Raw genomic sequence first — 26292 nt, 5'->3', positions numbered from 1 at the left:
AAATTCGTTCAGCCTTTGACGGAGCCGCCAGCCATGCCCTCGATGAAGCGCTTCTGCATGAAGACGAAAAGCGCGACGACAGGCACGACGATGATGAGCGCTGCGGCCATGATCTCCCCCCAATCGGAGCTGTACTGGCCGGACAGCAGGAAGAAGGCGATGACGGCGGTCATGTTCTCCTGCTTTTGCAGGAAGGTCGTGGCGATCAGGAACTCGTTCCAGGAGTTCAATCCGATAATCAGCGCCACGGTGAGGATGCCCGGCGAGACGATCGGCAGCATCACCCGCCAGAAGACCTGCCAATGCGTAGCGCCGTCGACGATCGCTGCTTCCTCAAGCTCCTTTGGAACCGCCAGAAAATAGGTTCTGAGCAGCATCACGGCAAAGGGGCTGTAGAGCGCGGTGTAGATCAGTGCCACGCCGAAGATGTTGTTGATCAGCCCGAGCTTGGCGAAGCCGAAATAGAGCGGGAAGATATAGAGCTGGATCGGTGCGGTCGTGGTCGCCAGCAGATAGAAGGTGAAGATCTTCCAGCTTTTGATCTTGCGGCGCGCGATGACATAGGCCGTCAGCGACGATGTCGTGCAGACGAGCGCGATCGTCGTGCCGGAGACGATCAGCGAATTGACGAAAGTCTTTGAGAATTTCGCGTGGTTCCAGGCATTGGCAAAATTCTGCCAACGGATCGGTTGTGGCAGGCCGAGCGGATTCTGCACGATCTGAGCCGCCGGCTTCAGCGAGTTCAGCACCAGAAGCGCGATCGGGAAGAGGGCGATGAAGGCGAATATGCCGAGAAGGATGTAGCAGATCCAGAGGGTCAGGCGGCTTTCCACGAGCCTCATTGTTCGCCCTCCCTGGTTTGGATGCGCACGTAAAAGAAGGTGCCGATCAGCCCGAACAGGCTGATGACGAGGGCTGCGGCGGCCGCTTGTCCGACGTTCAGATCATAAAAGGCCTTGCGATAGGCGAGTGTCGAAAGCAGTTCGCTGGAGAAGGCTGGGCCGCCCTGGGTGAGGATGTAGACGAAATCGAAGGCGAGGAACGACCAGATGACGGTCATGATCATCATCAGCGTGATCGTCGGCCGGATGCCGGGAAGCAGCACATAGCGCATCATCTGGACATAGGTCGCGCCCTCGATGCGGGCCGCCTCGATCTGTTCCTGCGGCACCTGGCGGAGTGCGGCGAAGAAAATGACGCAGAGAAAGCCCCACCAGTGCCAGAGGTCGACGGTCGCGACGCCGAACAGCGCGATCGGCGGTTGGGTCAGCGGATTGGGGATCGGCAGCCCGTATTTTTTGAGGAGGCCGAAGACACCGGTCACGGGGCTATAGATCATACCCTGCCAGATGCGGGCCGTGATCGCGGTCGCGATGACGACGGGCAGGAAATAGACGACCTGAAAGAAATTGCTGCCGCGGCGCACGATCAGCAGCATCGAGGCGGCAAGCAGCCCCATGAGGATTGGCACCGTCAGGAAGACGATGGTCCAGATGATGTTGTTGCCGAGCGCCAGCCAGAAGACGCGGTCACCGGCAAGCGCGCGAAAATTGTCGAGGCCCGCAAAGGTGGGCGGGGAAATGCCGTCCCAATTGCAGAAGGCGAGTGCCACCGTCAGCAAAGCGGGGACGAGGACGATGATGATATTAATGATCATCGTCGGAACGAGATAAAGTCGGTGCATAATATCCTCCGGACGAGGACGACGCTTTCAACGCCGTCCTGCGGCGGCTTGTCAGGTGCGGGGTGGGACCGCCGGCGCCTTGCCGGCGTCGCGTTCCTGCTTGAAGGTCTCGTCAAGTTTCTTCAGGAAGTCGGTCGACTTCGTTTTCTTGAGCCAGACCTCTTCCATGCCGCTGACCAGGTATGTGTCTGTGGCCGGCGGCAGGAAGGTCCAGGTCGTGTAACCGTATTTGCCGGCGGCGACTGCGCCTGCCAGCTGCTTCATGGCGTCCTCGTAAAGAGGCAGGACTTTATCGGAGAGCTTGACCTTGGAGAGATCGGCCAGCGGCAGGTTCCATTCGCCCTGCCAGACCGAGTTCATCTTGCTGTAGTAGTCGTCGGTGAACATGTAATCGAGAACGGCAGCGGCGCCATCGGCATTGCCTGACTTGGCGTTGATTGACAGCGTCGAGCCGATGCCAAGTGCGAAGATCGGATCGCCCTTCTCGCTCGGGAAGCCGACGAAGCCGGGCTCCGCGTTGTTCTGCGGAAAGTAGGTCTGGACGTTGGTGAAATTCCACGTGCCCGTCGGTGCCATTCCGGCCTGGCCGCTGGCGATCTGCGCGAAGGCCTGTTCCAGGGTCAGCGAGAAGTAGTTTTCGCCAAAATATCCCCTGTCCCACCATTCCGCGAGCTTGTCGATCGAGTGGACAAAGGCGGGATCGGTCCACGGAATGGCGCCCGTCAGCGCTTTGTAGACATTCTCGGGTCCGGCAATCGAATTGATGGCGATCGAGACATAATGCTCGTTGGCCGGGCGCCAGTCGGCATTGCCGGCACCGAATGGGGTCAGGCCCTTGGCCTTCATCTCGTCGGCAAGCGCCTCGAAATCAGATATCGTCGTTGGCACGTTCCATTTGTTCTGTTCGAACAAGGTCCTGTTGTAGAAGAGGCCGAGTGTTTCATATGTCTTCGCGAGCGCGTAGAGCTTGCCGTTGTAGCGGCCGAGATCGAGGAAGAGCGGCAGCAGACGCTCGTCCCATCCGTATTTCTTGGCGTAGTCGTCAAGCGGCATGAGTTGACCGGCCTGTGCCATTGCCGCGACATAACTCGGGCCGGCCGTGAAGACGACATCGGGGCCGGTGCCGGCCAGCATCGCGACGCGCAGCTGCTTGTCGAGATCCGAGCCGCGGAAGTCGATGCTCAGGAGGTCTTCGGGATGTGCCGCATTGAACGGATCGATCAGAATGTTCTTGAGGTTATCCTGGTTCTCCGGCGAAGCGGATTCGTACCAGAAGGATACAGGCTTCTGATCCGCCGCGAAGGTGAAGCGGGACATAAGCGGCAGGGCAGCCAGGCCGAAGCCGGCTTTCAAAACTGTACGTCTGTGCATCGGTTTTCTCCTCCCGATTTGGTTTTATTCGTTGCTCGTCGAACCCCTGACAATGAGATCGAAGGGCATTTCAACGGCGGTTCCAGCACCGGTCTTCTCTCCGCGCAGGCGTTCCATCAGCATCTGCGCGGCACGTTCTCCCATTTTCCATTGAAACTGCGCGACCGTCGTCAGCGTCGGGGTGACGAGCTTGGCGGCGGAAATATCGTCGAAACCGACGACGGCGATATCCTCGGGAATGCGGATGCCGCGCTCGCGCAGCGACTGCATCACTCCGATCGCCATCAGGTCGTTTGCGGCGAAGATGGCGGTCGGTCTGAAGTCGCCGCCGAGGATGCTCTCAGCCGCTCGGACACCGCCCATCTCGGAAAATTCATCATCAGTAACAACATGGTCGGGATGGCCGAACTCTGCGAGTGCCTTACGATAGCCCTCGATACGGTGGGCCTGTGGACCGCCGCGACCGGCGACCAGCGCGATGCGCTTATGACCGAGGCCCAGCAGATATTCCGTCACCGTCTGCGCCGCCGCCCTGCTGTCGACATAGATGTCGTCGATCGGGATTTCGCCACCGCGCTTCTTGGATGATTCAATTCTCACTATGGGAACGCCGGCCTCGACTAAGGGATTGAAATCCTTGGCCTTCAGCGTGAAGAAGACGCCGATTACGCCATCGACACGACCCTGTCGGGCCCAATCGAGAAAATGACGTTCGCGCTCGGGCGTCCCGTCCGTGTTTACCGTGATCACATCGTAGTTCTGACCGTCAGCGACCGATTGAATGCCGCGGATCAAAGACGGATAGAACGGATTGGTGATGTCGGGCACGATGCAGGCAATGGTCATCGTGCGGCTCGTCTTGAGCGCTTGCGCAAAACGGTTTGGTACGTAGCCAAGGTCCTTTGCCGCCTTGGTGATGCGCTCCCATGTCTCCGCGGGAATGGATGCTCCGCCGCCGCTCAGCACCATGGAAACCGTAGCCTGCGAGACCCCCGCAGCCCTCGCCACATCTTTTTGCGTTGCCCGTCCAGTTGTCATCGCTTATGTAATTTATACGTATTAGTGATACGTATCAATAAAACGACGTTCTCAATGTGTCAAGCGTGCCACGTACGCCAAGGACGGGCCTGCAAGGTGCAGGCCTCTCATCGTCCCAACTTCAGGATGCGATTTCACATGCGCCTCTGCACCGAAATTGGCTTTACTTTAGTGGAGGCTTTCTCGTTGGCGAGAAAGATAACATAGTCCTCCGAAGCGTCGGCCAAAGCTAACGCGATTTCCTCGATCAAAAATCCTTCTTGCCGCAAATTCTCTATCATTTTCAACATCGCGATTTCGACACGGGCACGTGCTCTCGATGCGCATGAATTGCTGCTGTACGGCCTGCCGACATCCGCTCTGGATCATTAGGCAATCGGGCCGGAAATCTGCAGGCTGGTGCCCACCGTGAACTCCACATTCGCCATTACCCCACCGCAACCGTCGCCGCGGTGAGTTACTCTGCCCAGTTGCCACAAACTGGCCTTGAGCTACTTCGCATCGGAAGCATGGACGGTTCCGAAAGCGACAGGTCGCGGGTCATGTCCTCTTAATGGCACTCCGGTATCTTTTCCCTGGTGGCCAACTGACATATTCGCGCCGCAACATCCAGCGATCTTTCGAAGGCTTTTATGGGTAGAAACTCGAACCTGGAATGGAAGTTATAGGCCCCAGTAAAAAAGTTAGGTGTCGGTATTCCTCTAGCGGAAAGCACGGCACCATCGGTGCCGCCACGCATGGGCAAGAGCTTCCCTTCGATCCCGAGATCACCGAGGGCCTCGAAAAGTAGCGTTGCGGCACGATTATCAGCGGAAAGGCTGCTGGCGATATTTTGATAGGTATCAGCCAACTGGCAACGAACCGCGCAAGTCGGATATCGCGATCTAATCAAATCCGCAACCTCGACGATCCGATGTTTGCGGACATTGAAGCCGACCTCGTCGAAGTCCCGGATCAGGGCGGTCAATGTCGCCTCGCTATCGTTTGCGATCAGATCCTTGAACCAGAAAAAACCCTCGCGATCCTGCGTGTGCTCAGGTGTGTCCCAACGGTCGAAGTGAGAGATGAAGTCGATCGCCATCAGCAGCGGATTGACGAGGGTGCCCTTCGCCGACATGGGGTGTACGCTGACACCGGTGAAGACGATTTCGCACGTTGCGGCGTTGAACGTCTCTAGAACCACCTCGCCAAGCCCGCAGCAGTCGATCGTATAGGCGAAATCGCAAGGGAAGCGGGAAAGATCGAGCGCCTTGGATCCCCGCAACCCGACTTCCTCGTCCGGCACGAAGGCGACGAAAATGTCTCCGTGATCGCCTTGTGCGTCGAGCCGAGCAACCAGCGTCATTATGACCGCGATCGCCGCCTTGTTATCCGCGCCCAGGACGCTGGTGCCGTCGCTGAAGATGATCTCCTCTCCTGTCCAGGGGCGGATCTCCGGATGTTCGGCGACGCGCAGCCAAATGTCTTCCTGACGATTGAGGCAAAGATCCATGCCCTCGTAGCGAAGAACTTGCGGGCGGACGACCGGGGACAGGCCCACGTCCACGGTGTCGAGATGGGCTATGAAGCCTACTTTTGGAGCCTTCGGTCTGTTCCCACGCTTCACGCCCGTGACAATGGCATGCTCGTCGACCAGGACATCATCAACCCCGAGCGTTCGCAATTCCTCAGCTAGCAAGTCGGCGAGCTTCAGCTGCCCAGGCGATGAGGGCAGCAATTGAGAACGGCCGTCGCTCTGGCTCTCGATCGCCGCATAGCGAAAAAATCGGCTGACGAGTTCGTCTCGAACTTGCATGTTTTTCATCCCGTCCAGGTTGACCCAAGAAGATGCCGCCTTCATTCGCGGCATTTCCATTTCTTGGCGCGTCGATCATAGCATTCGAGCGGGGTGTCAGATCACAAAGCGATCGCGCATGACCTCTGAACCTGATGTCCCCGGCTGGAGCCGCACGACACCGATATTGTCCTCGACCACGACATCGACGCCGAGGCTGGCGGATTGTTGGGAAAACCGCCGCAAGATTCTCTCGGCGCTCTTCCCTATTGCCAGATGTGGCACCAGCCGACGCTCCAGCACACCGTCCTTCAGTCCCTCGTCGCCGCCGATGATGACGGGATGAAGGTTGATGTCCGTCAGATTGTTGTTCCGGTCGAAAGAGCACGAGCCGATCACGCTCTCCCAAACCTCCGGCGCCGTCCAGGTCGAATTCTCCGAGCGGACATGGAAGATAAAGTTGCCGAGGCTGTAGAAGATCGGCTTGCCGCGATAGATCTCCAGTGGCTGGAGAACCGGTGCGCCGTGGCTGACAAACATGGCCGCGCCGGCATCGATGCATTGCCTGGCGACACCGCCAACCCATTCAGGAATCTGGTACCAGTCCGAGGCCCAGTGATGGTGGTGCAGATAGGCGACCACCAGCGATCCGTGCGCCGCGGCGGAGCCGATCGCCGCGAGATTTCTCGCCATGTCGCGCTCATCGATCTTCACGCCACGGCCGAACCTGTTGGATCGCGTAAACACCGCCCGCCCGATACCGATCTCGCAGTCTGGAGCCAGCCGGCGCGGATCGTCTGGCTGGCTGTCATTGGCAAGATCGATCGCCGTGTAGCCGACCCGGTCCCGGATCACGCCGATCCGCCGGAACGCGTCTTCGTCCACTTCGATCACCTGTGACAGGCCAAGCCGGTTCACGCCGGGGCGTTCGGGACGGCCGTTGTCCGCATCCGCTGCATACATGAAATCCGGGCCGGGGCCGCCATCCATTGCGACGATCGCGACACGTCGGCCGTTGATGGTCCCCACGCCCGGACGCGAGGCCTCCTGAGCGTTGCAGCCGAGACCGGCGTGAAGGAAACCCCGCTTCTCCACCTCTTCCAACGTCGACAGCACGCCTGGCGGTCCAAGATCGAAGGCATGATTGTTCGACAGCGAAAGAGCCCCGAAGCCGATTGACCGCAGAGCATCCAGGACAGCCGGCTCACTGCATCCGAAGAATGATCCCTTGAGCGGCCAACCGCCGTGATGTCCAAGGATTGTCCCTTCGAAGTTGGTGAACGAAAGATCGGCTCCATGAAGCAGCGAGCGAACCTGCTGAAAAGCGGGAGCGCTGATATCGCGGATGTCATGCTTTATGAGCGATTGGCCGGTGACGGCCAATGTGAAGCTGTTGTTCATGTGTCACCTTTTGCAGTGGCGAATGCCACCAATTCCGAAAACCGATGTTGAAGTGCGCCGATGCTCAAGCCGGCACGGCCGACCGAGGCTCAGGCCGTGAAGCGGTGAGGCCGGGCGCTGATGAGCGTTTGCGTGTAAGGATTGCGGGATTGCGAGAAGACGGCGTCGCATGGTCCGGCATCCTCCACCCGTCCATCCCTGAAGATGTAAAGGGAATCACAGAGCTGCTGCACGACGGCCAGATCATGGGAAATGAAGATCATCGTTATGTCCTGCTCGCTGATCGTGTCCTTCAGCAGCCTCACGATCTCGGCCTGCACGGAAACGTCGAGAGCCGATGTCGGTTCGTCCGCCACGATGATTTGCGGCCTTGCCAGCAGGGCTCGCGCGATGCAGGCGCGCTGCTTCTGGCCGCCTGAGAGCTGGTGCGGATACCGGCTTAGCACGTTTCGCGCGAGGCCGAGCCGATCCATCATCGTCACGAGATCGTTATGCTCCCCATCGTGACATGAAACCGCGCCAAACCGGACGCTTTCGCGCAGTGTCTCCTCGATTGTCATCCTGGGATTGAGCGACATGGCCGGATCCTGAAAAATCATTTGCACGCGGCCGAGAAGACCGCTGCGCCGGCCATTCTTCGAAACGTCGTACTCGCTTCCGCCGATGATGATCCTGCCCGTCGACCCCGTGTCCAGGCCAGCGACGATGCGGCCAAGCGTCGTCTTGCCGCTCCCACTCTCACCGACGATGCCGGTGATCGTGCCGCGCTGCAGCTGGAGACTGACATCACGCAGCGCGAACTTCGGGCTGTTCTGGCCAAGCCACCACGCCAAGCCCGGCGGCGAGAAGGTCTTCGAAAGATCTTCTACGACGAGAAACATGTCCCGGTGGTCGCTGATCTGGGAAGATGGGTCCTGGCCCCCGCCATGGCCCGCATTCACAGCTGGCGCGGAGATCCGTAGCCGTGGCACCGCCGCGAGCAGATTTCGCGTATAGTCGTTTCGTGGAGCGTCCAGGATTGCCACTGTCTGATCCTGCTCGACCACCTGACCCTTCCTCATGACCAGGACCCGGTCGGTGATCTCGGAGACGACGCCCATATCGTGCGTGACGAGGATGATCGAAACGTCGGTCTCATCGACGAGGGTTCGAAGGAGCCCGAGGATCTGTTTCTGGACGGTGGCATCCAGCGCCGATGTCGGCTCGTCGGCGATGATGATGTCCGGAGAGCCGGCAAGCGCGATGGCGATGACGATCCGCTGCCTTTGGCCACCGGAGAACTGATGTGGGTAATCGCCATATCGTCGTTCCGGGTCGGGAATTCCAACCCGGGCCAGGAGTTCGAGGGCATGTGCACGCGCCTGAAGCTTTGGAAGCGACCGGTCCACCGCCAGGATCGTCTCCTCAACCTGCATCCCGACGCTCATCAGAGGATCGAGCGAGGACGTATGATCCTGAAAGATCGCCGATATCCGCCGCCCGCGAAGCGCATCGCGCTCGCCCGGCGTCATGGCGCCGATGGATTTGCCATCGAATTCGATCGTTCCGGCCGTTTGCTGAAAGTCCGGTGCAAGCAGGCCGAGTACGGCATTGCCCAGCGTAGATTTTCCCGCTCCCGACTCGCCGATGATGCCGAGGATTTCACCGCGATCGAGCTCGAAGCTCACATTGGTCAGGATTGTCACCGGCCCGAAGGCCGAAAGGTGACGCAGGCCAAGGTTTCTCACCCGCAGCAGGGGTGTCTTCACGTTTTCATCGCTCATGGCAAGCGGCTCCTTGGGTCGAGACGGCGGCGAATATCCTCGCCGACCAGGTTGATGCTGGCGATAAGGCCAAACAAAGCGAGACCGGGAAAAAGGCTGATCCAATATTGGCCGGTCAGGAGATACTGAAACCCGTTCGCGACGGTGGAGCCGAGGGAAGGCTTGTCGAGCGGAACTCCAAGGCCCAGAAAGGACAGGGTCGCTTCGAGCGCGACGGCATGACCGATCTCGATGGGTATCAGGGTCACGGCCGGCGCGATGCTGTTCGGCAGCAGGTGGCGAAAGATGATCCGCGAGGTCGGCATCCGCAGCAGGCGCGCGGCATCCATGTAAGGCTTGCCCGCCTCACTCAGCGCGATGCCGCGCGCCAGCCGCGCATAGGTCGCCCACTGAGCAATGATCAGGGCCAGGATGATCCGGTCCATTCCAGGCCCGAGCGTGACGATGGCGATCAGGGCAATGAGGATCGTCGGAAGGCTGAGCTGCAGGTCGACCAGCCGCATGATCGCGATATCAACCCACTTGCCGAAATAGGCCGCGCTGACGCCAGCCGTCAGTCCGATCAGGGCCGCGATGGCGGCGCTGGTGACCGATACGATGAGGCTGATGCGCAGCCCATACAGGATGCAGCTGACGATATCTCTGCCGAGCCCGTCGGTCCCGAGCAGGTAAAGATAGCCGCCACTGCCCGATGTGCCCGGCGGAGAGGACGCCTCCCAGCCGTAGATCTGCAGCGGATCATAGGGATCTTGCGGTGCGATAACCGGGGCGACGAGGGCGACGAGGACATAGACAGCGAGAAGGATATTGGATGCGGTCAGGACCCGCGGATACGAACGCCTCTTCAACGCCTTGAGAATTTCAGCTTTCATGATGGATCACCTTATGAAGACAGGCGCACGCGCGGGTCGAGCACGGCCTGGAACAGGTCGACAAGGGCATTCAGCACGACGAAGGCGACCGCGATGAAGGTCAGGGTGGCCATCACCACCGGTCGGTCGAGAAGCTGGATGGAATCGATCAGCAGCTTACCGACGCCCGGCCATGCGAAAATCGATTCCACGACCACCGCGAAGGCGAGCATGCCGCCGAACTGCAGGCCTATGATCGTCACGATCGGCACGCTGATGTTGGGAAGCGTATGGCGAAGCAGTATTCTTCGCGCGGAAAGCCCTTTGGCGCGACAGAACCGCGTGAAGTCCAGGTTTTCGACCTCGATCGTGCCCGCGCGCGACAGCCTGGCGATCAGCGCGATATTCGGGATTGCAAGCGCCAGGGCGGGGAGGGCGAGATGCCACAAGCCGCTTGCGGTGAATACACTCCATTCCACTCCCAGGATGGCCACAGTCGAACCCCGGCCGCCGGATGGGAACCAGCCCGTCAGGATGGCGCCGACGAGGATCAGCATCATGCTCAGCCAGAATGAGGGAATGCTCAGCGCGAACACGCTCGATCTCAAGATGGTCTTATCGAGCGACGTAGCTTTCCTCCGGCCGGCAAGGAGCCCCACTCCTGTGCCGACCGGAGCCGCGATGAGCATCGCCACACAGGCGAGCTCAAGCGTCGCGGGAAGCTTCGCTATGATCAGCGCGAAAGCCGGCAGGTGATAGATGTAGGACGTGCCGAAGTTTCCACGCACGACATTGTCCAGGAAGAGGAGATACTGGCGCCAGATCGGTTGATCGAGCCCGAGCGCGATCGTCGCGCGCTGAATATCCTCGGGCGTGGCGGTTTCCATATTGACGATGCTGAAGACCGGATTGCCGACGCTGTGAAGCCCGATGAAGCCGATCAGCGACATGGCGAGGAGGAGAAGGAGGGCTTGCGAAAGCCTTCCGAATGCGACTGAAACCAGGGCCATGATACTTACTCCGTCGCTGCCAGCGCCTGCATGGCGGTCGTCCAGCCACGGGGATGCATCACGTAGGAGGCGATCCGCGGCCCGTAACCGACGATGTGATGGAAGTGATAGAGGGGAATGATCGGCTGGTCGGCCATCACGAATTCTGTCGCCGCGGCAAGCGCCTTGTTCCGCTCCGGCCCGCCCTGCATGCTTTCCGCCTTGGCGAGCATCGCGTCGAAAGCCTCGTTACGATAATGCCCGAAGTTCAGGGCTCCGGTGCCACGGCCGGGATTGGGGGAGGCAAGCAGCGCATCGAGGATGACATCCACCGTTTCGCCTGAACTGCCGCCATACCACAGGGCGTACTCGCCCGCCGCCCGTTTGGTATTGAAGACCGAGAACGGAGAGGCGATCGGCCGGACGCTGACGCCAATACGCGCCCAGCTCTGCGCGATCGCTTGAAGGCTTTCGGCATCGCCCGGATAACGGCCGGCGGGTCCGGCGAGAACGACGTTGAAGCCGTTCGGAAAGCCTGCCTTCGCAAGCAGTGCCTTCGCCTGCTCATAATTCGGAGCCTCCGGCTTCAGGCTGGCCGATGTGCCTGGCAGGCCTGCCGGAAAGACCTGCGCGGCGGCCGTGCCATAGCCCGAGAGGATCTTGTCGACAAGGATCCCGCGATCGGTCGCCATGGCGAGCGCCCGGCGAACGGACAGATCCTTGAAGGGATTGGGAATGGGTTCGCCGGACTTTCCCGTGACGCCCGGGAGCGTATCTCTGCTCACGTCGAACTGCAGGAAATTGATCCGCGCCGCGCCGATGCTGGCGATTCTGACGCCTCGATTGTTCAGGGAGGCGACATCACGCGCGGGAATGGCGTCCGCCACGTCGACGTCGCCGGTGGCGAGCGCCGCCACAAGTGCGGCGGGACTTTCGATAACCCGAAACGTCACGGCGGACCAGGCGGACTTTCCGCCCCAATAGTCATCATTCCTGCTAAGCTTCAGCGTCTCGCCGGAGCTCCAGCTCTCGAACGTGTAAGGTCCCGTGCCGACAGGGCGGCCGGAATTGAGTTCCTCGGTGGTCTGGACGCCGCCTTGCGCCGGCCGGTGCATGACGAAGATCGAGGAGAAGGACAGCGGCAGGTTCGGGAGGTTGCCGTCCGTGTCGATGACCACGGTGAGAGGGTCAATTGCAGCAACCGATTTGATCCCGGTCAGATAGGACCGAAAACCGCCGCTCGGTGGCTTCAGGACATCGCGGATGCGCTCGATCGTATAGACGACATCGTCCGCCGTGAAGGCCGAACCATCGTGAAAGCGCACATTGTCGCGAAGCTTGAACTCCCATTGCGTGTCGGAGACGGCGCGCCAGGAGACCGCGAGCTCGGGCCTCAGTTCAAGGTGCTCATCCTGGTAGACCAGCCGCTCATAGATATGGGACAGCAGCGACGTGTTCTCGTTGAGGTTCGCGTAATGCGGATCGAGCGTCATCAGCTTGTACGAGGTCGCGATCCGCAGCTCCTGGGCCTGCACAGGTGCGGCCAACACGCTCCAGGCCGCGAGCAGCATCAATGGTGCGGACAGGATGAGCCGACGCAATGGATTTCCGAGTGTCATCATGAAGTTCCCTTTTTTGATTTTTGGCGCGGCCGGCGCCGCCGCGGCGGAAGCGATCCCACCACGCATGTCTGTTGAGATGATTTCCTCAGGGATCCGGCTCGCACCGTTTGGCCTAGCCAGCCCTCCCGATAAGCAGCCCCGAAGCGCAATCCTCCGATCACAAAAGGCATCACCACGTCAGCGGAGGCGAACGAAAATCGACGGAATCCTGGAGAGGAATCGAAACGGCGAACCTGACCTGCGGCAGATGCGCGGTTGCTAAACGCCGTGAAGGGCTCCTTGCATCGCTGCCGTCACCTGACGACGTACGCTCCCACGAGACGATATCTCCGCATCGATCTTCAGCAAGTCGGCGATGACGGAGCGAAGCTGGGCCCAGGGATACTCATCGCTCGAAGCGGATGGTTGCCATCTGAAGAGCATGGCATCGAGCTTGACAGTCGCACCTAAGATCGATTCCGCCGGCGTATCCCACAGCCTTTCGGCCAGCTCGTCCTCAATGGCGGCCGCGTGTTCCTCTTCCTGGAGCGCCTCGCTGTATCCGATCTCCCGGTCGGCGGCCTTCCAAGCCTCCCGCGCATCGGACGGTGTGCCAACCATCTCGAACAGCCTTTGTTCGAGCCCCTGCTGCCGTAGACATGATTCGATCAATCGATGCCGCGCCGCGCACCATTGCTTCCAAATAGCAAAGGCGAGATCGTCATTCTGGATGTCCAGCGGCCCCGTGAGCCGGGCTGCAAGCTCAGGATGTGTGGGAAAAGACGCCGCCACGAAGGAATGGAAGTCTCCATGCGTGACCGTAGACAAAGTTCTGCTATTGTCGGAATCAGCCATGATCCGAGCTCCTGACAGCTTAGGTTGTGGTCAGGCTGGAGTCGGTGGTGGAAACACCGGTTTCAGCCGCTATGGGCGTTTTCATATCACTTCGTTGTAAAGTCTTCAATGAGAAATTGAAAAAATGAATGGAATAACCGGAGCTCAAATTAGAGCAGCGAGAGCGCTGCTCCGATGGTCCGCAGAAGATCTCGCGAAGGCAGCAAGTGTTGGCGTCACGACGATACGTCGCGCCGAAGCAGAAGACGGACAACCCTCGATTACGGCAGCAAACCTGAAGCTGATCAGGATAACTTTTGAGGGTGCCGGGATTGAGTTCATCCCGGAAAATGGCGGTGGAGTTGGTGTTCGTTTCAAGAATCCGGGGGCGTAGGGCAGGGGACGGCTGACTTCTCGGGTCGCGTGATCTATGCCGGCAAAGCTCAGCGGCTGTCTCTCTAAAAGGAGATGTATAACGCCTTCAACCGGGACCGAGGAAAAGTACAGAACATCAAACGCGCATCGCATCCCTACAACCGGGTGAAGTACCGCGCTTCCCAAGTGCGACAGCGATCGATAACGAAACCGGCTGCTCCGCCACATGACGTGGATAGCCACTGTAACGCTGCCTGTGAGGTTCCTAACCAGTTGATTGGAAAATTCGAAGCTTTAGTCGCTCGCGCATTCGCCAATGACTTACTTAACGTGCGCATGGAAAACTTCTACTAAAGCCGCGTCATTGAACGAGTCGTATTCGTTGGCCATGAGTTGCGCTCTCACGCCTCCAGCACGGTTGCCGTTGTGGTCGGGTGTAAAAACGAAAACAGTCATCGGTTTCGGGTTCCTCTCCGAAACCGACAGAGAAGATGTCCTTGGATCAATAAATGAACAACACGATCCCGCATGTTGGTTCGGACGATGAGAACTGGAACTTGGCGTGCCTGTGCGCCGATGTCTATATCCGTGCAGACGTAGCTCGGAGCTATGGCTTGAGAATGTCTTTGGCCCCTTTTGTCGATGATCTTCGAAGCCGAATATCCGACCAACTCTTCAACCAGGCGCTGGAGTTCAGGCGCCAAACCTTTGACGATGAAGAATTCCGTCAACGCTGTAATCAGGTCTTGTCGGAGCGTGAACGGCAAGCTGCGCACCATGCTGCTCGGACGGCTCGCTTGCCTTCCAGCCACTCGCGCGCCTGGAAGCGAGAGGAAGCGAAGCATGTGCTGGGACATCATCGATATCAGCTCCCGGTCGGGCAGGGCGGCTTCAACGTCGGCACCCTTCGGGATCTTGGGCGCAACGAGGCACTGTGGCGGGCGTCCCTAACCTCCGATGCCATATCCTCGGCCGACTTCATCTATGTTTACGACTGCGGCTCGGATCCGATCGACGGTGTAATTCAGTCAGTACGGTCAATCGTGGCTCGACGCCCATCGCGCCGGCTCGATATGCTTTTCGTTTCGCACTTCGATCGCGATCATATCTGTGGCATCCCTCATCTTCTTCACGAAAAAAGGGGGCTTCGAGTCGATACAATCGTAATGCCATATCTGGATGACATCGACCGGATAATCGCGTTCGGGAGAAGCGCTGCGACAACCGGCGAACACAGTGCGGAACGCTTCCATGAAGATGTGGTCGTCGATCCCGTCGGCACCATGGCTCGGTTCGGGCCGCGGCAGATCGTCATGGTAATGCCGACAGACGAGGACGAGGGCGATTCGGGCTTCTTCGAGCTACCTCCCGCGGAGCCTCCTCGTTCCGGCCCGGATGGTATGCCATGGAAGGCCAAGGAGACGGGTTGGCACAGCGCCCCGCCTCCGGCGCGCCGGACGCTTGAGGGAGCAACCATCGTGCAGCATATCGAATTTGATGTTGCCGCTGGAACCGAGGGCGGATGGCTCTTGAAGCCCCATGTGAAGCGAGCGTCACAACAGGATCGGGAAGCTTTTTGCGTGGCAGTGGAGGTGCTCCTGCAATGGCCGAGAGGTAGCTTCCACGACCAGGTGAAGGTCGAGAAGGAAAGGCGAGGTTTGGTGACGAAGCACCGTAACGCCGTTTCTCGAGCGTATGCCTGGACGTTTGGCGATAAGAACGAGACCTCCCTGTCGTTATATTCCGGTCCGGTTGAGCCGCAGACCGCCGGCGCCGTGTCGCGCAACTCCCGGATGTCCGCAAGTGCGCGCGTCGGTTGGATGGGAACCGGTGATGCAGACTTCAAGGATCCGCTGGCCGTACAGAGATTCCGGCGTCACTATCGCGACGAAATGGACTGGATAGCTACCTTTATGCTGCCCCATCACGGCTCGGCACGCAATTTTGACCCATCGCTTTTCGTGGTCGATGCGGAGCTCTGGGTAGCAGCCGCTCAGCCGATCCATTTGCATTGGAAGCATCCTGCACCGGAAATCGTAAAAGCGATCAAGGCAAGGGGCGCCAGATTCCGTCGGGTAGGCTCGTCGCCGAAATCACTTTTGGAGGAAAGGATGGTTGTTTTCTGGCCTGGCTGAAATGGCTCAGGGATCGTATTGGTCGGCAGACGCGCCTCCCATAGCGGTCCGCGCGAACTTAGGCACTCATGGGGAGCCATGAATGTCCATCTGATCACGGGGAGTTTTCCCACGCTTCCTTCGAAGCTTTTCAGATCAATCCCTCCTCGGTGAGCGCCTGGATCACAGAAGGTATCGCCTTCATGCGCTCGAAGCAGTCCTGCAAATTTTTCGGCACCGCGAGTCCGCTCCTTGGCGTGGCCATCAGCACCCAAAAGAGATAGCAATCGGCAATCGTCATCTCGTTATTCACCAGGAATGCCTTGTCGCCCATCTGGTCGGCGAGGAGCGCGAACGCCTTCTTGAGCTTTTCGCGCGCACGTACTTTTTCCGGCTCCGGGAAGTCCTTGAAGAACGGGTTATAGTTTCCGTGGATTTCGGAGGACATGAAGGCGAGCGCCTCAAGCGTCCGCCACTTGAGAATGCCATCCTTAGGCAGAAGCTTGCCGCTCTGCTCCGCAATATAGGCCAGAATGACTTGGTTTTCCGTAAGGATCGTTCCGTCATCCAGTTCGAGGGCAGGGATATAGCCTTTCGGATTGAGAGACAGGAAATCGCGGCCGTCCTCGGTCTTTTTCTCGTGGGTGATGCCGAGGAGCTTGTAAGGCAGGCCGGTCTCGATAAGTGCGATGTGATCGGCCAGGCTGCACGCTGCGGGATAGTAGAAGAGGTTCATGGTGGTCTCCGTGCGGTGGCCCCATCTCCACCTTTCCGGGTCCGAGACAAGGTCCACAATGTTGACCACAGCCATTTATGTGACTTAAAAATAGCCGTCAAAAGCATATTTTTAGGAGCAGGTCAGATGGATGTGACCGCCAAGCCGGCAGGAACCGACTGCAGGGCTGTGAGCGAAATCCTCAGTCGTGTCGGCGACAAATGGACGATACAGGTGGTTGTCGCACTTCGCTCGGGTTCTCAGCGTTTCAACGGAATTAAGCGGAAGGTCGGCGGCATTTCACAACAGATGCTGACGAGAACGCTGAAGACACTGGAGCGAGACGGCATAGTAGAACGGACGGTTCGCCACAGCACCCCACCCCAGGTCGAATACTCGCTGACGCCGCTCGGGCATTCCCTCTCGGAGACCGCACGGCATCTCGCCGATTGGGCGGCAACTCATCGAGGGGAAATCGAAGACAACCGTCTTCGATATGACGCTCGCGAGCCTTGATGAAACAGCGTTATATCGACAAGAAGCGCGAAGAGGTGAAAGCCGAATTCATCGGCGGTTCGGGACGCCGGAAGAATGGAATTACGACGGACTGACGACCGAAGCCCTGAACAGCGGCCTCGTCAAATTCCACGGACAGCATGAGGAACGCCCGCAACTGCCGACGACGATGGAAGCGTTCATCCGCGACGTTTGGAAACCACGCTATCTGGCAAACGCAGCGCCCTTGGAAGATGAGCCGGAGACCTTTGCTCTGTGGTGCGCGAAGGAGTAACCTCTCGCAGGCAGCTCATTCCGGCTGCCTGCAGCATCCCCCAGCGTCGGCCTATAGCCGACGCTGACGAGGCGATACGGCCAAGGGAATGGCAGCTTCCAGGCGGTCCTGCGAACTGCCGGCTGCCCGAAATGAAGGCGCTAAGCAGCCTCCCGACCGGGAATGATCGGCCGGAAGCCGAAAAGGATCAATTGCCGGTTCAGGCATAGGCGGTACCGGCGAGCGCCGTCGCAACCCCAACCGTCCCCCGATCAATCAGGTCCAGGAAAATACGGTTCGCATCGTTCGTGTCGCGCGTGCGGCCAAAGAGCTCATGCGCCTGAATGAATGCTACGCTCCAAACAGACGCGATCATGCCGGCGGCAAGATGCGCGTCAGGATCGCCTCGCGAGCGGTTGGCGGCATCGGCCAGGACATCGGCCAGCGCGCGGACAAAGTCGTCGCGCATCTGGCGTGCACGCGCCTTCAGCGATTCGCTGGCGAGCGCCGTTTCCACAAACAGGTATGTGCCGCCAAAGAGCGGGTAGGAAGGATGAGGCTGCTCGATCAAGCGATGCGCCAAAGCACCTAATGCCTGAATGGGCGAGGTGCCCGCATCACGGGTTTGGATGGCCGCGAACGCGATATCCCTCATCTCCTGCTCCCGATCGAAGAACATGTCCTCCTTTCGGGGAAAGTGGTTGAACACCGTCATTCGCCCGACGTCGGCAGCCGCGGCAATTTCGTCGATCGTCACGTGGTCGAAGCCCCGCTCAAAGAAGAGGCGGGTCGCAACATCGGAGATGGTTTGGCGCGTTACCAAGCGCTTTCGCGTTCGCCGCTTGATAGCTGACTTAGACATGCCTTGCTTTCTATACGCAGTATATTTATGTATCGAGTACATTTTACACAGCTTCGATATTGAGGGCTCCTTGGTCAATCCGTCAACCTCCGTCTTCTCCCCTACCCATGTTGACCACCCGTCGGTACTGGTCAGCGGCGCAAGCTTCGCCGGTTTGGCAACCGCCTATTGGATGACAACGCTCGGCTATCGCGTGACGGTCATTGAACTTGCTAGCGGTTTGCGGCGAGGCGGTACCCCCGTCGATATCGAGGGCGAGACGATAGGGATCCTATCCCGCATGGGGATGATGGAAGCCGTACGCGCAAAAGCGCTTCCTCCGCGCGGCCTTGAATTCAAGGACGAGGAGGATGCCACCTTGGGCGGGCTGACGGCAGCCTCCGGGCCCGACGATCCATCGGGGCTACGATACGAGATCCATCGCAATGATCTGCTCGACATCCTGTTCGAGTCGATCGACGGCGTCGTCGAAATATTATTCGGACGATCCTTGAGCCAATTGGAGGATGGGCCTGCAGGCGTCGCGGTTACATTCAGCGATGGCTCGCGGGGCGACTATGCGCTGGTGCTTGGATGCGACGGCAATCGCTCCAATACCAGAGAGCTTGTGTTCGGAGACTCCGACTCATCGTCCTACTTCATGGGTGGCTACTTCTATCTGCGAGTAGTGCCGGAGACCGGCATGCTTCCGGCGAACAAGACGCAGATCTTCAGCGTGCCGGGCCTGACGGCCATGCTGAATGGTTACGAGGATCGCACCGACATCGCCCTAGCGTTTCGCTCCGATCGCCAGATCGACTACGACTATCGCGACAAGGAGCAGCAGCGCCGCCTCATCCACGATCACTTCGACGGACTCGGATGGAAGGTACCGGCCATGCTCGCTCACGTCGATACGGACGGCGACTTCTACTTCGACCGGGCGAACCAGATCAGGATGAAGCGCTGGTCCAAGGGGCGGGTGGCGCTAGTTGGTGACGCGGGATACTGCGTTTCCCCCGTCGCCGGCATGGGAGGATCAATGGCCCTGATCGGCGCGGCGCGGCTGGCCGACGCTCTTCGGCGCCATCCGGGCGATCATGCCACCGCGTTCCAGGAATACGAAGACAAGCTGCGACCCTTTGTGGAAGAGGTGCAGGAGAGAGCAGCCATCGATGGCATGTCATTGCTGTTTCCGGCGGATGAGCTCGAAGTTGCGGAGCGCGACCGCAAGCTCCGCGAGGGGATAATAAATCTGTGAGACTCAGCACCACCCTTAAAAGTTCCGTCCAGTGAGCAGCGCGCCCAGGCGTAAATGTCGCTGAACGCCGGAATGGGGAGGCGTATAGCTGCTGTTTAATGCGTCCTGGGCCTGTATTCGGAGTGGTCAGGCAAACATCAAATGTCGTCGGGCGACGCCCTTTGATATCCAGGCAATAGCGACCGCCATCATACGGCGGATGGTCACATTGAAGCGTCCGACGACGCATTTGATTGGGGGTAGCGCCGTCGGACCCTGCATTCACCGGATCGGGGGTGGCATCCAATCCGATGGCTGACAGGATGACATCTACAAAGGTTTAATGAAGCTGCCCGGACGGGTGGTTCCGGGATCGCAAGGATACGGATTTTTGCAGGATCCCCCGGGCAGGAAGGACCAGGCGGAAGACGGATCAAGACGAGGGTCTCGGCTGGGTTCTCTTAACAGCCGCCTTCGCAAAAAAAGCCGGACGTTAGGTCGGGTCGAGCCGGGTGGGAACGCATCAAACTGTCGCCCTATCAAGGCCCCAGTGGTCTGAAATGAATTGCCCTGCCTGGTGGGGCCAGACAGGGCAGCAACAGGAGCACTATTGAACGCGCGAGTGGGGGTGAACTGGAGTCCAGTAACTTGCGCAACTCAATCTATCATTGTGCGCAAGGTTTGTGAATACTACCATTCATATCTAGGCCGGACATGAGGAACCAGAGCCAGGTTCTTTCGCGCGGACTACTCGCAAACGGTTTCGCGGACGACCACCCGATGAGGATGGCGATAGCCGTAGCGCCTTTCTGTCCAGCACCGGCGATGATAGCTGTGCGCGGGTCGTTCCATTCCGTTTTGCATAAGGCTGCTGCGCGGCGACCCACCTTTAAATGTAATCGGTCAGGAGCTCTGCTGGCGGATACCGACCAAAGTCCCGACCAAGGGGAGACTTAGGCCTTGGAGTTCATGACGACCATCAGAATGGATGGACTCGTCGTCTGCAAAGGGTAAGATGAGGTATCGTTGCCAACCGAATAAGTAGGCGGTGGCGACTGAGGGTTTATACGTGCTCTCGCCTCCAAGACTGAGGAAGCGGTATTATGCCCTTTCGGAAATTCACATCTATTCCGAATGATCCCAATTTCCGCGAGGCATTATTGCGTTGGGCTCGCCAGTTTGTCGGATCCGAGGCAATCGCAAGACGTGTGGCTCAGCGGACGATCGATGTGCTATGCGACAATCCCAACCTCCTCGACGGACGTGACGTAAACGAAGCGATTTTCACGCTATTGCGTCGGCACGCGTTCGATGAGGCCGAATTGTCTTCCGGGAATAGCCTTCGAGATGATGGCGCCATTTCTGAAAAGCAGCCTGTATGCTGATGTGGACGGCCCATTGCTTGTTAGCAATTAGCCCTGCCTCGGGGGGTCTGAGGCAGGGCTGTGAGGCTAAGCAATTAACCTCGAATGCAAAGATCCGGTTGGGCAGATCCGTTCGCACGGTCATTCTCTAAGCGGCCTTCCTGAAATGAGCATGAAGTCTCCGCTTGCCAGTCGCAGGCAACGCGAAAGCCGAGATGAACGTGCTAGATTTTCACGTCTTTCCATATCGGCTTGCGAATAATCCTGATCTCCGTGAGCCGTCGCACGCTCATACCGACGAGCTCTCTCGATGGAGGGCTTACCAGGTCGGCGGTCAGATAGTCCTTCCTCTTGCATTGCTCGCATCGGAACTGCTTTGCGATTTGCCGAACCGAGATGTTTCCGCATAGCTGCAGGAGATCCACCGGCTCGTAGAAGCGCTTCACTTGGCAAAACGCACAGTCGATTTTGACGTAGTAGGCCCCTGTCGCGTAATCGCGCAGCGTTGACGCTGACAGCACCTCTACCCGGCTCGGAGCTTTTTCGGGCATTTATCATGCGCTGGGCTCAGCGCCGCCCTCTTCTTTGAATGATATGGCGTTGACGAAGATGCCGATGGTCTCATCGAGGCTTGCGCCGGCCTTCGTCCATGTTGCTGCGCTCGTCATGCCTCTGACGCTCACTATTGCGCAGGCCTCGCCGGCCTCGTCGTCAATGGCGACTTCCAGCGAACCAACATGAATGCCGTCCGGAGCGAGGTAGATGCCGACACAGTGGAAGTGGACTTCCATCCGATCCGCCACCGCCGATATCAGCTCTGGTTCCACCTGGTCTGCGGGCATTTCGCTCGGAGGGGGCCAATAATAGAATGGCTCGATGCGGGGGTAATCCAGCAGAGTGTCGAGGATTTGCTGCACGCGATCGAGATGACTGCGTAGGGCAGGGGATTTCATCATCCCGCGATCCTTGAAGCGTTCGTCGTAACAACGAATGTTCACATGACGCACAAATTCGCTGAGAGCCAACGCATCGCTGCCGCTGATCGTCATCATGTCAGCTTTCGGTTTTGGCCCGTCACTGCAATCATCGTCATCATTTTCCAGATAGATCACGTCACCCATGGCGGTTCTCCTCCAATCTGGCCATGTCATAGGCGCCAAGCCCTTTCAGCACGCTCCTGGCCTCGCTAATCCGACGCTGAAACGCATCCGACTTGGCGACTGCTCCGTCGCGCCGACGCTGATCAAAAACATCTTCGCCCAGGAATGCGACGAGATCCCTGAAAACCTCTGCATCGTGGGGCGTGATTGTGTAGCCGGTCGTTCGCATGACGCGCGTCTCCGTTCCGCCGACGTGGCGGTTCGTTTCCTCGAATTTTGTGTAAACCCAGGCCATCAGCCTTGTTTGTTCTATAAATGTTCTCATTTTGGAGAAGAGTCAAGTCCGCGGCGGGTGGCCAGAATAGCACCGTTGACGCGTAGCTGATGGTGCGCAGGAAATGGTGCCTTGGCATCGGGCAGAATTACATGAGCCGTGCAACAAGGAAAAGATCCGGGTCGAGGTTCAACGTAGGCGCTTCCTTTCGCGGCCGAATTCTCGTCTGCGGGGCAGTTGGCCGGAATCCGCTGCGTGATCCTTGATGTCTGATTGCTCGGTCAGAGCGGCATAAAGTTCTACGAAGAAGTCAAGGTGCTGGGATTTCGCAGCCCGTTTATCTTCATGCACCGACGGGCCACGCAGTCGATTGGCGACAGCAACGACCGAACAGCGCCGACTTGTTCAGGGTGGACTTAGTGACGTTTAAGTAGCTTAATTGTGGGGCCGCTGTCGGGGACGGGATGCCCGACGAGAGCGAAGGGGGAAGCGCCGATGTCATCTCGGAAGGCGATCATTTCGCTGCCCGACAAGCCGCGGGTAGCAAGGACTCCTTTTGGAGCGAGGATCGTAATCCACGCCACCGCCGCCGAGACCGGGGGAGCCTTTGGCATGTGGGAGACGTTCACCCCACCGGGACAGGGGCCAGCGCCTCATACCCATACCCGGGAGACCGAAATCTTCCGAGTGATAAAGGGACTATATCGCTTCGAATGCGGAGGCGAGATATTCGATGCGCCGCCGGGGACGGTGGTCGTCCTACCACCTCATGTCCAGCATGCGTGGAGAAACATCAGCGACGAACCTGGTCAGATGTTCGGGACCGTCATTCCCGGCGGCTGCGAGCAATTGTTCATCGACATCGAGGCGCTTCAGGCCGACACACCTGAGAAGATCGCCGTAATCGAAGCGCGACTGGGGATCATGAACGAGATGACGAGGGCACTCGGGCTGGGCGCTAGGGTGTAGCGGACACCCGGTTGTCGATCGCCGCAGTGACCGCACCCAGCAAGTCCTGGTGCCGTACTGGCTTCGTCAGGAATTCGACAGCACCAGCCTTCATCGCTCGTAGCTAACTTGGGATACGGGCGTGGGAACCGCTCATCCGTCCAGTCGCCACACCATGATAATGTCGTCGACTTCCCTGCCTCCATCAAGCACTCCGCCGGGAATTCGGCCGACCTCGACAAATCCATGGCGCCGATAGAACTGCACCGCGACCGCGTTCTTGGCGTTGACCGCGAGTTCCAGCTGCGTAATTCCAAGGCTTCTTGCATAATCCGACACGGTGGCTAGAAGATCGGCAGCGATCCCGGTTCCGCGTGCACTCTTTCGCACATAGACACTCACGAGTGTTGCGCGATGCGCCATTTTCCTCGGACGATAACGCGACAGGCCCATCATCCCAACAGGCTCCCCGTTGATGAATGCGACGAAAACCGGCTCGTTCAACCGGTTACGCCACTCCTCGTCCGAAAGATCTACCCAATCGTCATGGACGCTCGCAAATGAGGACGGATCGCAAGAGAGCGCCTCCAGACGAATGCGGCGGAAGATTTCGACATCGTCGATCGACAGGCGTCTGATCAACATCCCTCGTGTGTTTGGCGACATGTCCATCTCCAGTGGGGTAGGGCGGGTTATAACGGGTGAAGGGTCAGCACGTTTCCTTTTCCCCAAGAGAAGTTGCTACGACGACCGTGCCCACTGCCGCTCTGAAGTCGGAACGCGGATTTTCCCCTCTCTCATGCGCGCCGTCAGCCCCGCCCAAATCGGATCGCCGGTAAAACTCGCGAGATCACCGCATGTCTCGGCAAGCGTCTGCTTGCCGTAGAGCTCGAGCAGATCCATCACGGTCTCATTCTCCAAGTCCGCGAATGGGGAACCATTATGCGGCTTCAGCACGCGATGTCCCCATACGCCTGGACGGACGTCGGCGCGGAGGGCGTGCAACAAACTGGTTTCACCTGTTTTCTGAAGCGCTGTCGCAAGAACATGACGCATGAGGGGATAGTAGACGACCTGACGACATCCACCGAGAACGCGTGTTCCAGGCAGGATGGAGATCACCAGAAACGTCATAAACAAGCTGGGCACAATTGTGCGTTGCCGAAGCGCCGCGGCAATACTCATCGGCTCGAACCGTACGTCGGGGCGGGATCCTTTGACGTCCGAAAGAACGCCATTTTTCAACCGCAAGGGAAAGATCTTGCCTTCAGCCAATCCCCAGAAGAGGTCTGTGGTCCTGCGGATCCATCCTGCCCATGGCCCGGCGTCAAGTTCATCGATTGCCTGCAGGATGGCGGAGGCCCATGCGCCATCTCCACCGGTGCACTTCGAAAGCCATGAGTCCGCATCTTCGAGATGATCGGCCACGAGGTCCGCCATGTCGATATCGTCAAGCTGAAGCAGCCGGACCTGTCCGGGAAAAAAACGCTCCCATAGTGCCTGATTTCCGGCTTTGATCGCCTCGGCGGCCGATGCGAAGCCTTCGCCGGGCAGGATCGTTTTCAGCCTTTCCTCCGATGGATTGGCCCCTTGGCCCCTTTCGCTTGCCGACAACAGGAAGCGGTAGATGCCATTCGATCCGCATAAGCTGTAGGCATCCATTCTGCTCCGCGAAAGGCCGAAGACGTTGATCGTTTCGTTATCAAGAGTGAGCCAACCGGGACCCTTCTTCGCCTTCTCGATGAATTTGACAGTGGAGGCGCCGTACCAGATGTGCCATCGAAGCCGATGAGCGCTGAGACCAAGCAGGCTGAACAGATGTGTGTAAAAGGCATCAGGCTCTATCAACAGATGGCAATGCGGTCCGGTTTGAATGACCGGCGCCGCAGCCAGTTGATCCGCGGCCTCCCGGGCCTGCGTGCCATCCGCACCTGACCTCAGCGCCGCTCGTTCGACACAGGCTTGCAGCCGGCTCATCGCAGCGTCACGGATAGCGCAACCGGCGCGATGCCCCTCGACCTCGTAGACAGCTCTCGCGTAATCTTTGAGCTCGCGGCTCCAGAACTGATCAATGCCAGGCATGACGTGGGACAAGGTCTTCTTCATGTCCGCCAAGGTCAGATAGGCGTTGCCGCTAGCAGCCATATGCGTCCGGTCCCCTTGTCTTGAACCCTCATATCGCGATGTCAGAACCCGCCGGCGGGACGGGCAGCCCGCCACACCCACTGCTCACCGAGCGGCGGCGCTGTCTCGGGCGCGAAAACGAGAGGCAGTTGCTCGTAGCAAAATTCCTCTGGAATCGCCGGTTTCACCATCGAGCTGACGAAGTCTCGCAGGGAAGCGGCCGAATTGGACGAAACGATCGTGTAGAAATTACCGCTGTTCCAGGTGCCGACGGAATAGCTGAAGTACGGCCTCAAAGCGGAAATCGTGGTTTCCAGATCGACTTGATAATCCGCCATCGTGTCGAGAACTTCGCGCTTCTTTGCGACGATCTGCGTCTGCGAAAAGTAGCGTGACTTGAAGTCTTCGTCCTTTTGACGCTCCCGAGCGAAATAGGCCTTGATGTCCGGGTCTATGAGCTTTTGAACCTGTATCAGCAATCCGCCAACCCGAATCCGCGGAGCTATGACGGAGAGCTGTGCCTCCCGATCGCGGCCATACATTTGGAAGGTCGTATCCTCCAGCACGATGTCATATCCGTCTCGGAACGGTCGAAGATTTTCATCCGTCGCATATCGTTCGTCGTCGAGTTCGAAAAACGGACCATGATGGAAATGGGCATGCTCACTTCCCCGCTGCGCGAAGAAGCTGATGCGATTGCCTTCAGTCGGACTGCAGCACAGGGTTGTCAGCCTTCCGTCGCCCAGTCTTGCCAGCGCTCTTGCAAGAGTGCCAGCTCCCGCCCCGAGCGTATAGACGGCAGCGGCTTGCCGCCTCCGTCCCCATGCGCCCAGAGCAAAGGCGAGCATTGCGGCACCCATTCGGCACTCCTCTTCCAGGCGATAGGGAATACTTGCGAAATAATGATTGTCGAAATTCCCCCAAAGGCGGCGGTGCGTGTCCCAGAACACCATGGAGTCGAGATCGAATTCCAGGAGCGATAAGTCGGGTTCGGGAGTGCCAAGGTCAGGCATTCCGCCAAGACCGCGTGCGGTTCGCTCGAAAAACGGCGCGAACGCGTTCAGGCGGGGCGCCTTTTGCCAAGCATCAATCGTCTGCCTATCCACCATGATCCAATCCTTC

At 58.8% G+C, this 26292-nt stretch carries 24 protein-coding genes; 6 read left to right on the top strand and 18 right to left on the bottom strand.

Annotation, left to right across the window (positions count from 1 at the left end; genetic code table 11):
• Positions 1-8 precede the first annotated feature (8 nt).
• The 11 genes from DQ393_RS16875 to DQ393_RS16825 form a co-directional block, all read right to left on the bottom strand.
• The gene (locus DQ393_RS16875; protein ID WP_112342903.1) at positions 9-842 is read right to left on the bottom strand and encodes a carbohydrate ABC transporter permease; all 834 of its coding nucleotides are present in this window, start codon (positions 840-842) and stop codon (positions 9-11) included.
• Complete coding sequence (locus DQ393_RS16870; RefSeq protein WP_112342902.1) at positions 839-1684, bottom strand: carbohydrate ABC transporter permease; 846 nt, start codon at positions 1682-1684, stop codon at positions 839-841. The genes DQ393_RS16875 and DQ393_RS16870 overlap by 4 nt, the downstream gene beginning before the upstream one ends.
• Positions 1685-1735: 51 nt before the next feature.
• The gene (locus tag DQ393_RS16865; protein ID WP_112342901.1) at positions 1736-3055 is read right to left on the bottom strand and encodes an ABC transporter substrate-binding protein; all 1320 of its coding nucleotides are present in this window, start codon (positions 3053-3055) and stop codon (positions 1736-1738) included.
• A gap of 24 nt (positions 3056-3079) precedes the next feature.
• Positions 3080-4063: a LacI family DNA-binding transcriptional regulator gene (locus DQ393_RS16860; RefSeq protein WP_245430381.1), complete on the bottom strand. Its 984-nt coding sequence runs from the start codon at positions 4061-4063 to the stop codon at positions 3080-3082.
• Positions 4064-4643: 580 nt separating this feature from the next.
• Entirely contained in the window at positions 4644-5888 is a 1245-nt protein-coding gene (pepT, locus tag DQ393_RS16855) for a peptidase T (RefSeq protein ID WP_112343063.1), read from the bottom strand.
• A gap of 96 nt (positions 5889-5984) precedes the next feature.
• A complete protein-coding gene (locus DQ393_RS16850) occupies positions 5985-7268 on the bottom strand; it encodes a CapA family protein (protein WP_112342899.1) in 1284 nt (427 codons plus the stop codon).
• An 89-nt stretch (positions 7269-7357) separates the two neighbouring features.
• Positions 7358-9031 carry a dipeptide ABC transporter ATP-binding protein gene (locus tag DQ393_RS16845; RefSeq protein WP_112342898.1) on the bottom strand — a complete coding sequence of 558 codons (1674 nt, stop codon included), beginning with the start codon at positions 9029-9031 and terminating at the stop codon, positions 7358-7360.
• Positions 9028-9903 carry an ABC transporter permease gene (locus DQ393_RS16840; protein ID WP_112342897.1) on the bottom strand — a complete coding sequence of 292 codons (876 nt, stop codon included), beginning with the start codon at positions 9901-9903 and terminating at the stop codon, positions 9028-9030. Before DQ393_RS16840 ends, DQ393_RS16845 begins: the two co-directional genes overlap by 4 nt.
• Before the next feature lie 11 nt (positions 9904-9914).
• Entirely contained in the window at positions 9915-10892 is a 978-nt protein-coding gene (locus DQ393_RS16835) for an ABC transporter permease (RefSeq protein WP_112342896.1), read from the bottom strand.
• Positions 10893-10897: 5 nt separating this feature from the next.
• Positions 10898-12490: an ABC transporter substrate-binding protein gene (locus tag DQ393_RS16830; protein ID WP_112343062.1), complete on the bottom strand. Its 1593-nt coding sequence runs from the start codon at positions 12488-12490 to the stop codon at positions 10898-10900.
• Positions 12491-12751: 261 nt separating this feature from the next.
• Positions 12752-13327 (bottom strand): hypothetical protein, encoded by a 576-nt coding sequence (locus DQ393_RS16825; protein WP_112342895.1) that lies wholly within the window; start codon positions 13325-13327, stop codon positions 12752-12754.
• A 124-nt stretch (positions 13328-13451) separates the two neighbouring features.
• Between DQ393_RS16825 and DQ393_RS16820 the strand changes: the two genes are divergently transcribed.
• Positions 13452-13700: a helix-turn-helix transcriptional regulator gene (locus DQ393_RS16820; protein WP_112342894.1), complete on the top strand. Its 249-nt coding sequence runs from the start codon at positions 13452-13454 to the stop codon at positions 13698-13700.
• 490 nt (positions 13701-14190) lie between these two features.
• Positions 14191-15816, top strand: coding sequence for a hypothetical protein (locus DQ393_RS16810; protein WP_146758985.1), 1626 nt, complete (start codon positions 14191-14193; stop codon positions 15814-15816).
• A 130-nt stretch (positions 15817-15946) separates the two neighbouring features.
• On the opposite strand, the gene DQ393_RS16805 is transcribed toward DQ393_RS16810, so the two are convergent.
• A complete protein-coding gene (locus DQ393_RS16805; protein ID WP_112342891.1) occupies positions 15947-16531 on the bottom strand; it encodes a glutathione S-transferase N-terminal domain-containing protein in 585 nt (194 codons plus the stop codon).
• Positions 16532-16657: 126 nt separating this feature from the next.
• Here DQ393_RS16805 and DQ393_RS16800 point away from each other — a divergent pair, with 126 nt between their 5' ends.
• Positions 16658-17026 (top strand): winged helix-turn-helix transcriptional regulator, encoded by a 369-nt coding sequence (locus DQ393_RS16800; protein ID WP_112342890.1) that lies wholly within the window; start codon positions 16658-16660, stop codon positions 17024-17026.
• Positions 17007-17300 carry a hypothetical protein gene (locus DQ393_RS16795; RefSeq protein ID WP_112342889.1) on the top strand — a complete coding sequence of 98 codons (294 nt, stop codon included), beginning with the start codon at positions 17007-17009 and terminating at the stop codon, positions 17298-17300. Before DQ393_RS16800 ends, DQ393_RS16795 begins: the two co-directional genes overlap by 20 nt.
• A 199-nt stretch (positions 17301-17499) precedes the next feature.
• Here DQ393_RS16795 and DQ393_RS16790 read toward each other — a convergent pair whose 3' ends face one another.
• Entirely contained in the window at positions 17500-18102 is a 603-nt protein-coding gene (locus DQ393_RS16790) for a TetR/AcrR family transcriptional regulator (protein ID WP_245430380.1), read from the bottom strand.
• A gap of 109 nt (positions 18103-18211) precedes the next feature.
• Here DQ393_RS16790 and DQ393_RS16785 point away from each other — a divergent pair, with 109 nt between their 5' ends.
• A complete protein-coding gene (locus tag DQ393_RS16785; RefSeq protein WP_181592375.1) occupies positions 18212-19381 on the top strand; it encodes an FAD-dependent monooxygenase in 1170 nt (389 codons plus the stop codon).
• 1897 nt (positions 19382-21278) lie between these two features.
• Here the strand turns inward: DQ393_RS16785 and DQ393_RS16770 are convergent.
• Both DQ393_RS16770 and DQ393_RS16765 read right to left on the bottom strand, forming a co-directional pair.
• Complete coding sequence (locus tag DQ393_RS16770; RefSeq protein ID WP_112342884.1) at positions 21279-21845, bottom strand: hypothetical protein; 567 nt, start codon at positions 21843-21845, stop codon at positions 21279-21281.
• The gene (locus tag DQ393_RS16765; RefSeq protein ID WP_112342883.1) at positions 21838-22119 is read right to left on the bottom strand and encodes a hypothetical protein; all 282 of its coding nucleotides are present in this window, start codon (positions 22117-22119) and stop codon (positions 21838-21840) included. The genes DQ393_RS16770 and DQ393_RS16765 overlap by 8 nt, the downstream gene beginning before the upstream one ends.
• 474 nt (positions 22120-22593) lie before the next feature.
• Here DQ393_RS16765 and DQ393_RS16760 point away from each other — a divergent pair, with 474 nt between their 5' ends.
• Positions 22594-23067 carry a cupin domain-containing protein gene (locus DQ393_RS16760; RefSeq protein ID WP_112342882.1) on the top strand — a complete coding sequence of 158 codons (474 nt, stop codon included), beginning with the start codon at positions 22594-22596 and terminating at the stop codon, positions 23065-23067.
• Positions 23068-23199: 132 nt separating this feature from the next.
• Here DQ393_RS16760 and DQ393_RS16750 read toward each other — a convergent pair whose 3' ends face one another.
• From DQ393_RS16750 to DQ393_RS16740, 3 genes are all read right to left on the bottom strand, one after another.
• Positions 23200-23718 carry a GNAT family N-acetyltransferase gene (locus DQ393_RS16750; protein ID WP_112342881.1) on the bottom strand — a complete coding sequence of 173 codons (519 nt, stop codon included), beginning with the start codon at positions 23716-23718 and terminating at the stop codon, positions 23200-23202.
• 69 nt (positions 23719-23787) lie between these two features.
• Positions 23788-25191 carry a hypothetical protein gene (locus DQ393_RS16745; RefSeq protein ID WP_112342880.1) on the bottom strand — a complete coding sequence of 468 codons (1404 nt, stop codon included), beginning with the start codon at positions 25189-25191 and terminating at the stop codon, positions 23788-23790.
• Between the two features lie 41 nt (positions 25192-25232).
• The gene (locus DQ393_RS16740; RefSeq protein ID WP_181592374.1) at positions 25233-26279 is read right to left on the bottom strand and encodes a class I SAM-dependent methyltransferase; all 1047 of its coding nucleotides are present in this window, start codon (positions 26277-26279) and stop codon (positions 25233-25235) included.
• Between the last annotated feature and the right edge of the window lie 13 nt (positions 26280-26292).

Source organism: Martinezella tropici, from assembly GCF_003287875.1.
GTDB classification, from domain to species: domain Bacteria; phylum Pseudomonadota; class Alphaproteobacteria; order Rhizobiales; family Rhizobiaceae; genus Rhizobium; species Rhizobium tropici_C.
Note: the sequence above shows the minus strand (reverse complement) of the source record. Positions and strands in the feature narration are given on the sequence as shown.

Excerpts from the sequence above, each read along its gene's own strand:
- DQ393_RS16875 (WP_112342903.1), bottom strand. The coding sequence starts at position 842 with ATGAGGCTCGTGGAAAGCCGCCTGACCCTCTGGATCTGCTACATCCTT.
- DQ393_RS16870 (WP_112342902.1), bottom strand. The coding sequence starts at position 1,684 with ATGCACCGACTTTATCTCGTTCCGACGATGATCATTAATATCATCATC.
- DQ393_RS16865 (WP_112342901.1), bottom strand. The coding sequence starts at position 3,055 with ATGCACAGACGTACAGTTTTGAAAGCCGGCTTCGGCCTGGCTGCCCTG.
- pepT (WP_112343063.1), bottom strand. The coding sequence starts at position 5,888 with ATGCAAGTTCGAGACGAACTCGTCAGCCGATTTTTTCGCTATGCGGCG.
- DQ393_RS16850 (WP_112342899.1), bottom strand. The coding sequence starts at position 7,268 with ATGAACAACAGCTTCACATTGGCCGTCACCGGCCAATCGCTCATAAAG.
- DQ393_RS16845 (WP_112342898.1), bottom strand. The coding sequence starts at position 9,031 with ATGAGCGATGAAAACGTGAAGACACCCCTGCTGCGGGTGAGAAACCTT.
- DQ393_RS16840 (WP_112342897.1), bottom strand. The coding sequence starts at position 9,903 with ATGAAAGCTGAAATTCTCAAGGCGTTGAAGAGGCGTTCGTATCCGCGG.
- DQ393_RS16835 (WP_112342896.1), bottom strand. The coding sequence starts at position 10,892 with ATGGCCCTGGTTTCAGTCGCATTCGGAAGGCTTTCGCAAGCCCTCCTT.
- DQ393_RS16830 (WP_112343062.1), bottom strand. The coding sequence starts at position 12,490 with ATGACACTCGGAAATCCATTGCGTCGGCTCATCCTGTCCGCACCATTG.
- DQ393_RS16825 (WP_112342895.1), bottom strand. The coding sequence starts at position 13,327 with ATGGCTGATTCCGACAATAGCAGAACTTTGTCTACGGTCACGCATGGA.
- DQ393_RS16820 (WP_112342894.1), top strand. The coding sequence starts at position 13,452 with ATGAATGGAATAACCGGAGCTCAAATTAGAGCAGCGAGAGCGCTGCTC.
- DQ393_RS16810 (WP_146758985.1), top strand. The coding sequence starts at position 14,191 with ATGAACAACACGATCCCGCATGTTGGTTCGGACGATGAGAACTGGAAC.
- DQ393_RS16805 (WP_112342891.1), bottom strand. The coding sequence starts at position 16,531 with ATGAACCTCTTCTACTATCCCGCAGCGTGCAGCCTGGCCGATCACATC.
- DQ393_RS16800 (WP_112342890.1), top strand. The coding sequence starts at position 16,658 with ATGGATGTGACCGCCAAGCCGGCAGGAACCGACTGCAGGGCTGTGAGC.
- DQ393_RS16795 (WP_112342889.1), top strand. The coding sequence starts at position 17,007 with ATGACGCTCGCGAGCCTTGATGAAACAGCGTTATATCGACAAGAAGCG.
- DQ393_RS16770 (WP_112342884.1), bottom strand. The coding sequence starts at position 21,845 with ATGGGTGACGTGATCTATCTGGAAAATGATGACGATGATTGCAGTGAC.
- DQ393_RS16765 (WP_112342883.1), bottom strand. The coding sequence starts at position 22,119 with ATGGCCTGGGTTTACACAAAATTCGAGGAAACGAACCGCCACGTCGGC.
- DQ393_RS16760 (WP_112342882.1), top strand. The coding sequence starts at position 22,594 with ATGTCATCTCGGAAGGCGATCATTTCGCTGCCCGACAAGCCGCGGGTA.
- DQ393_RS16750 (WP_112342881.1), bottom strand. The coding sequence starts at position 23,718 with ATGGACATGTCGCCAAACACACGAGGGATGTTGATCAGACGCCTGTCG.
- DQ393_RS16745 (WP_112342880.1), bottom strand. The coding sequence starts at position 25,191 with ATGGCTGCTAGCGGCAACGCCTATCTGACCTTGGCGGACATGAAGAAG.
- DQ393_RS16740 (WP_181592374.1), bottom strand. The coding sequence starts at position 26,279 with ATGGTGGATAGGCAGACGATTGATGCTTGGCAAAAGGCGCCCCGCCTG.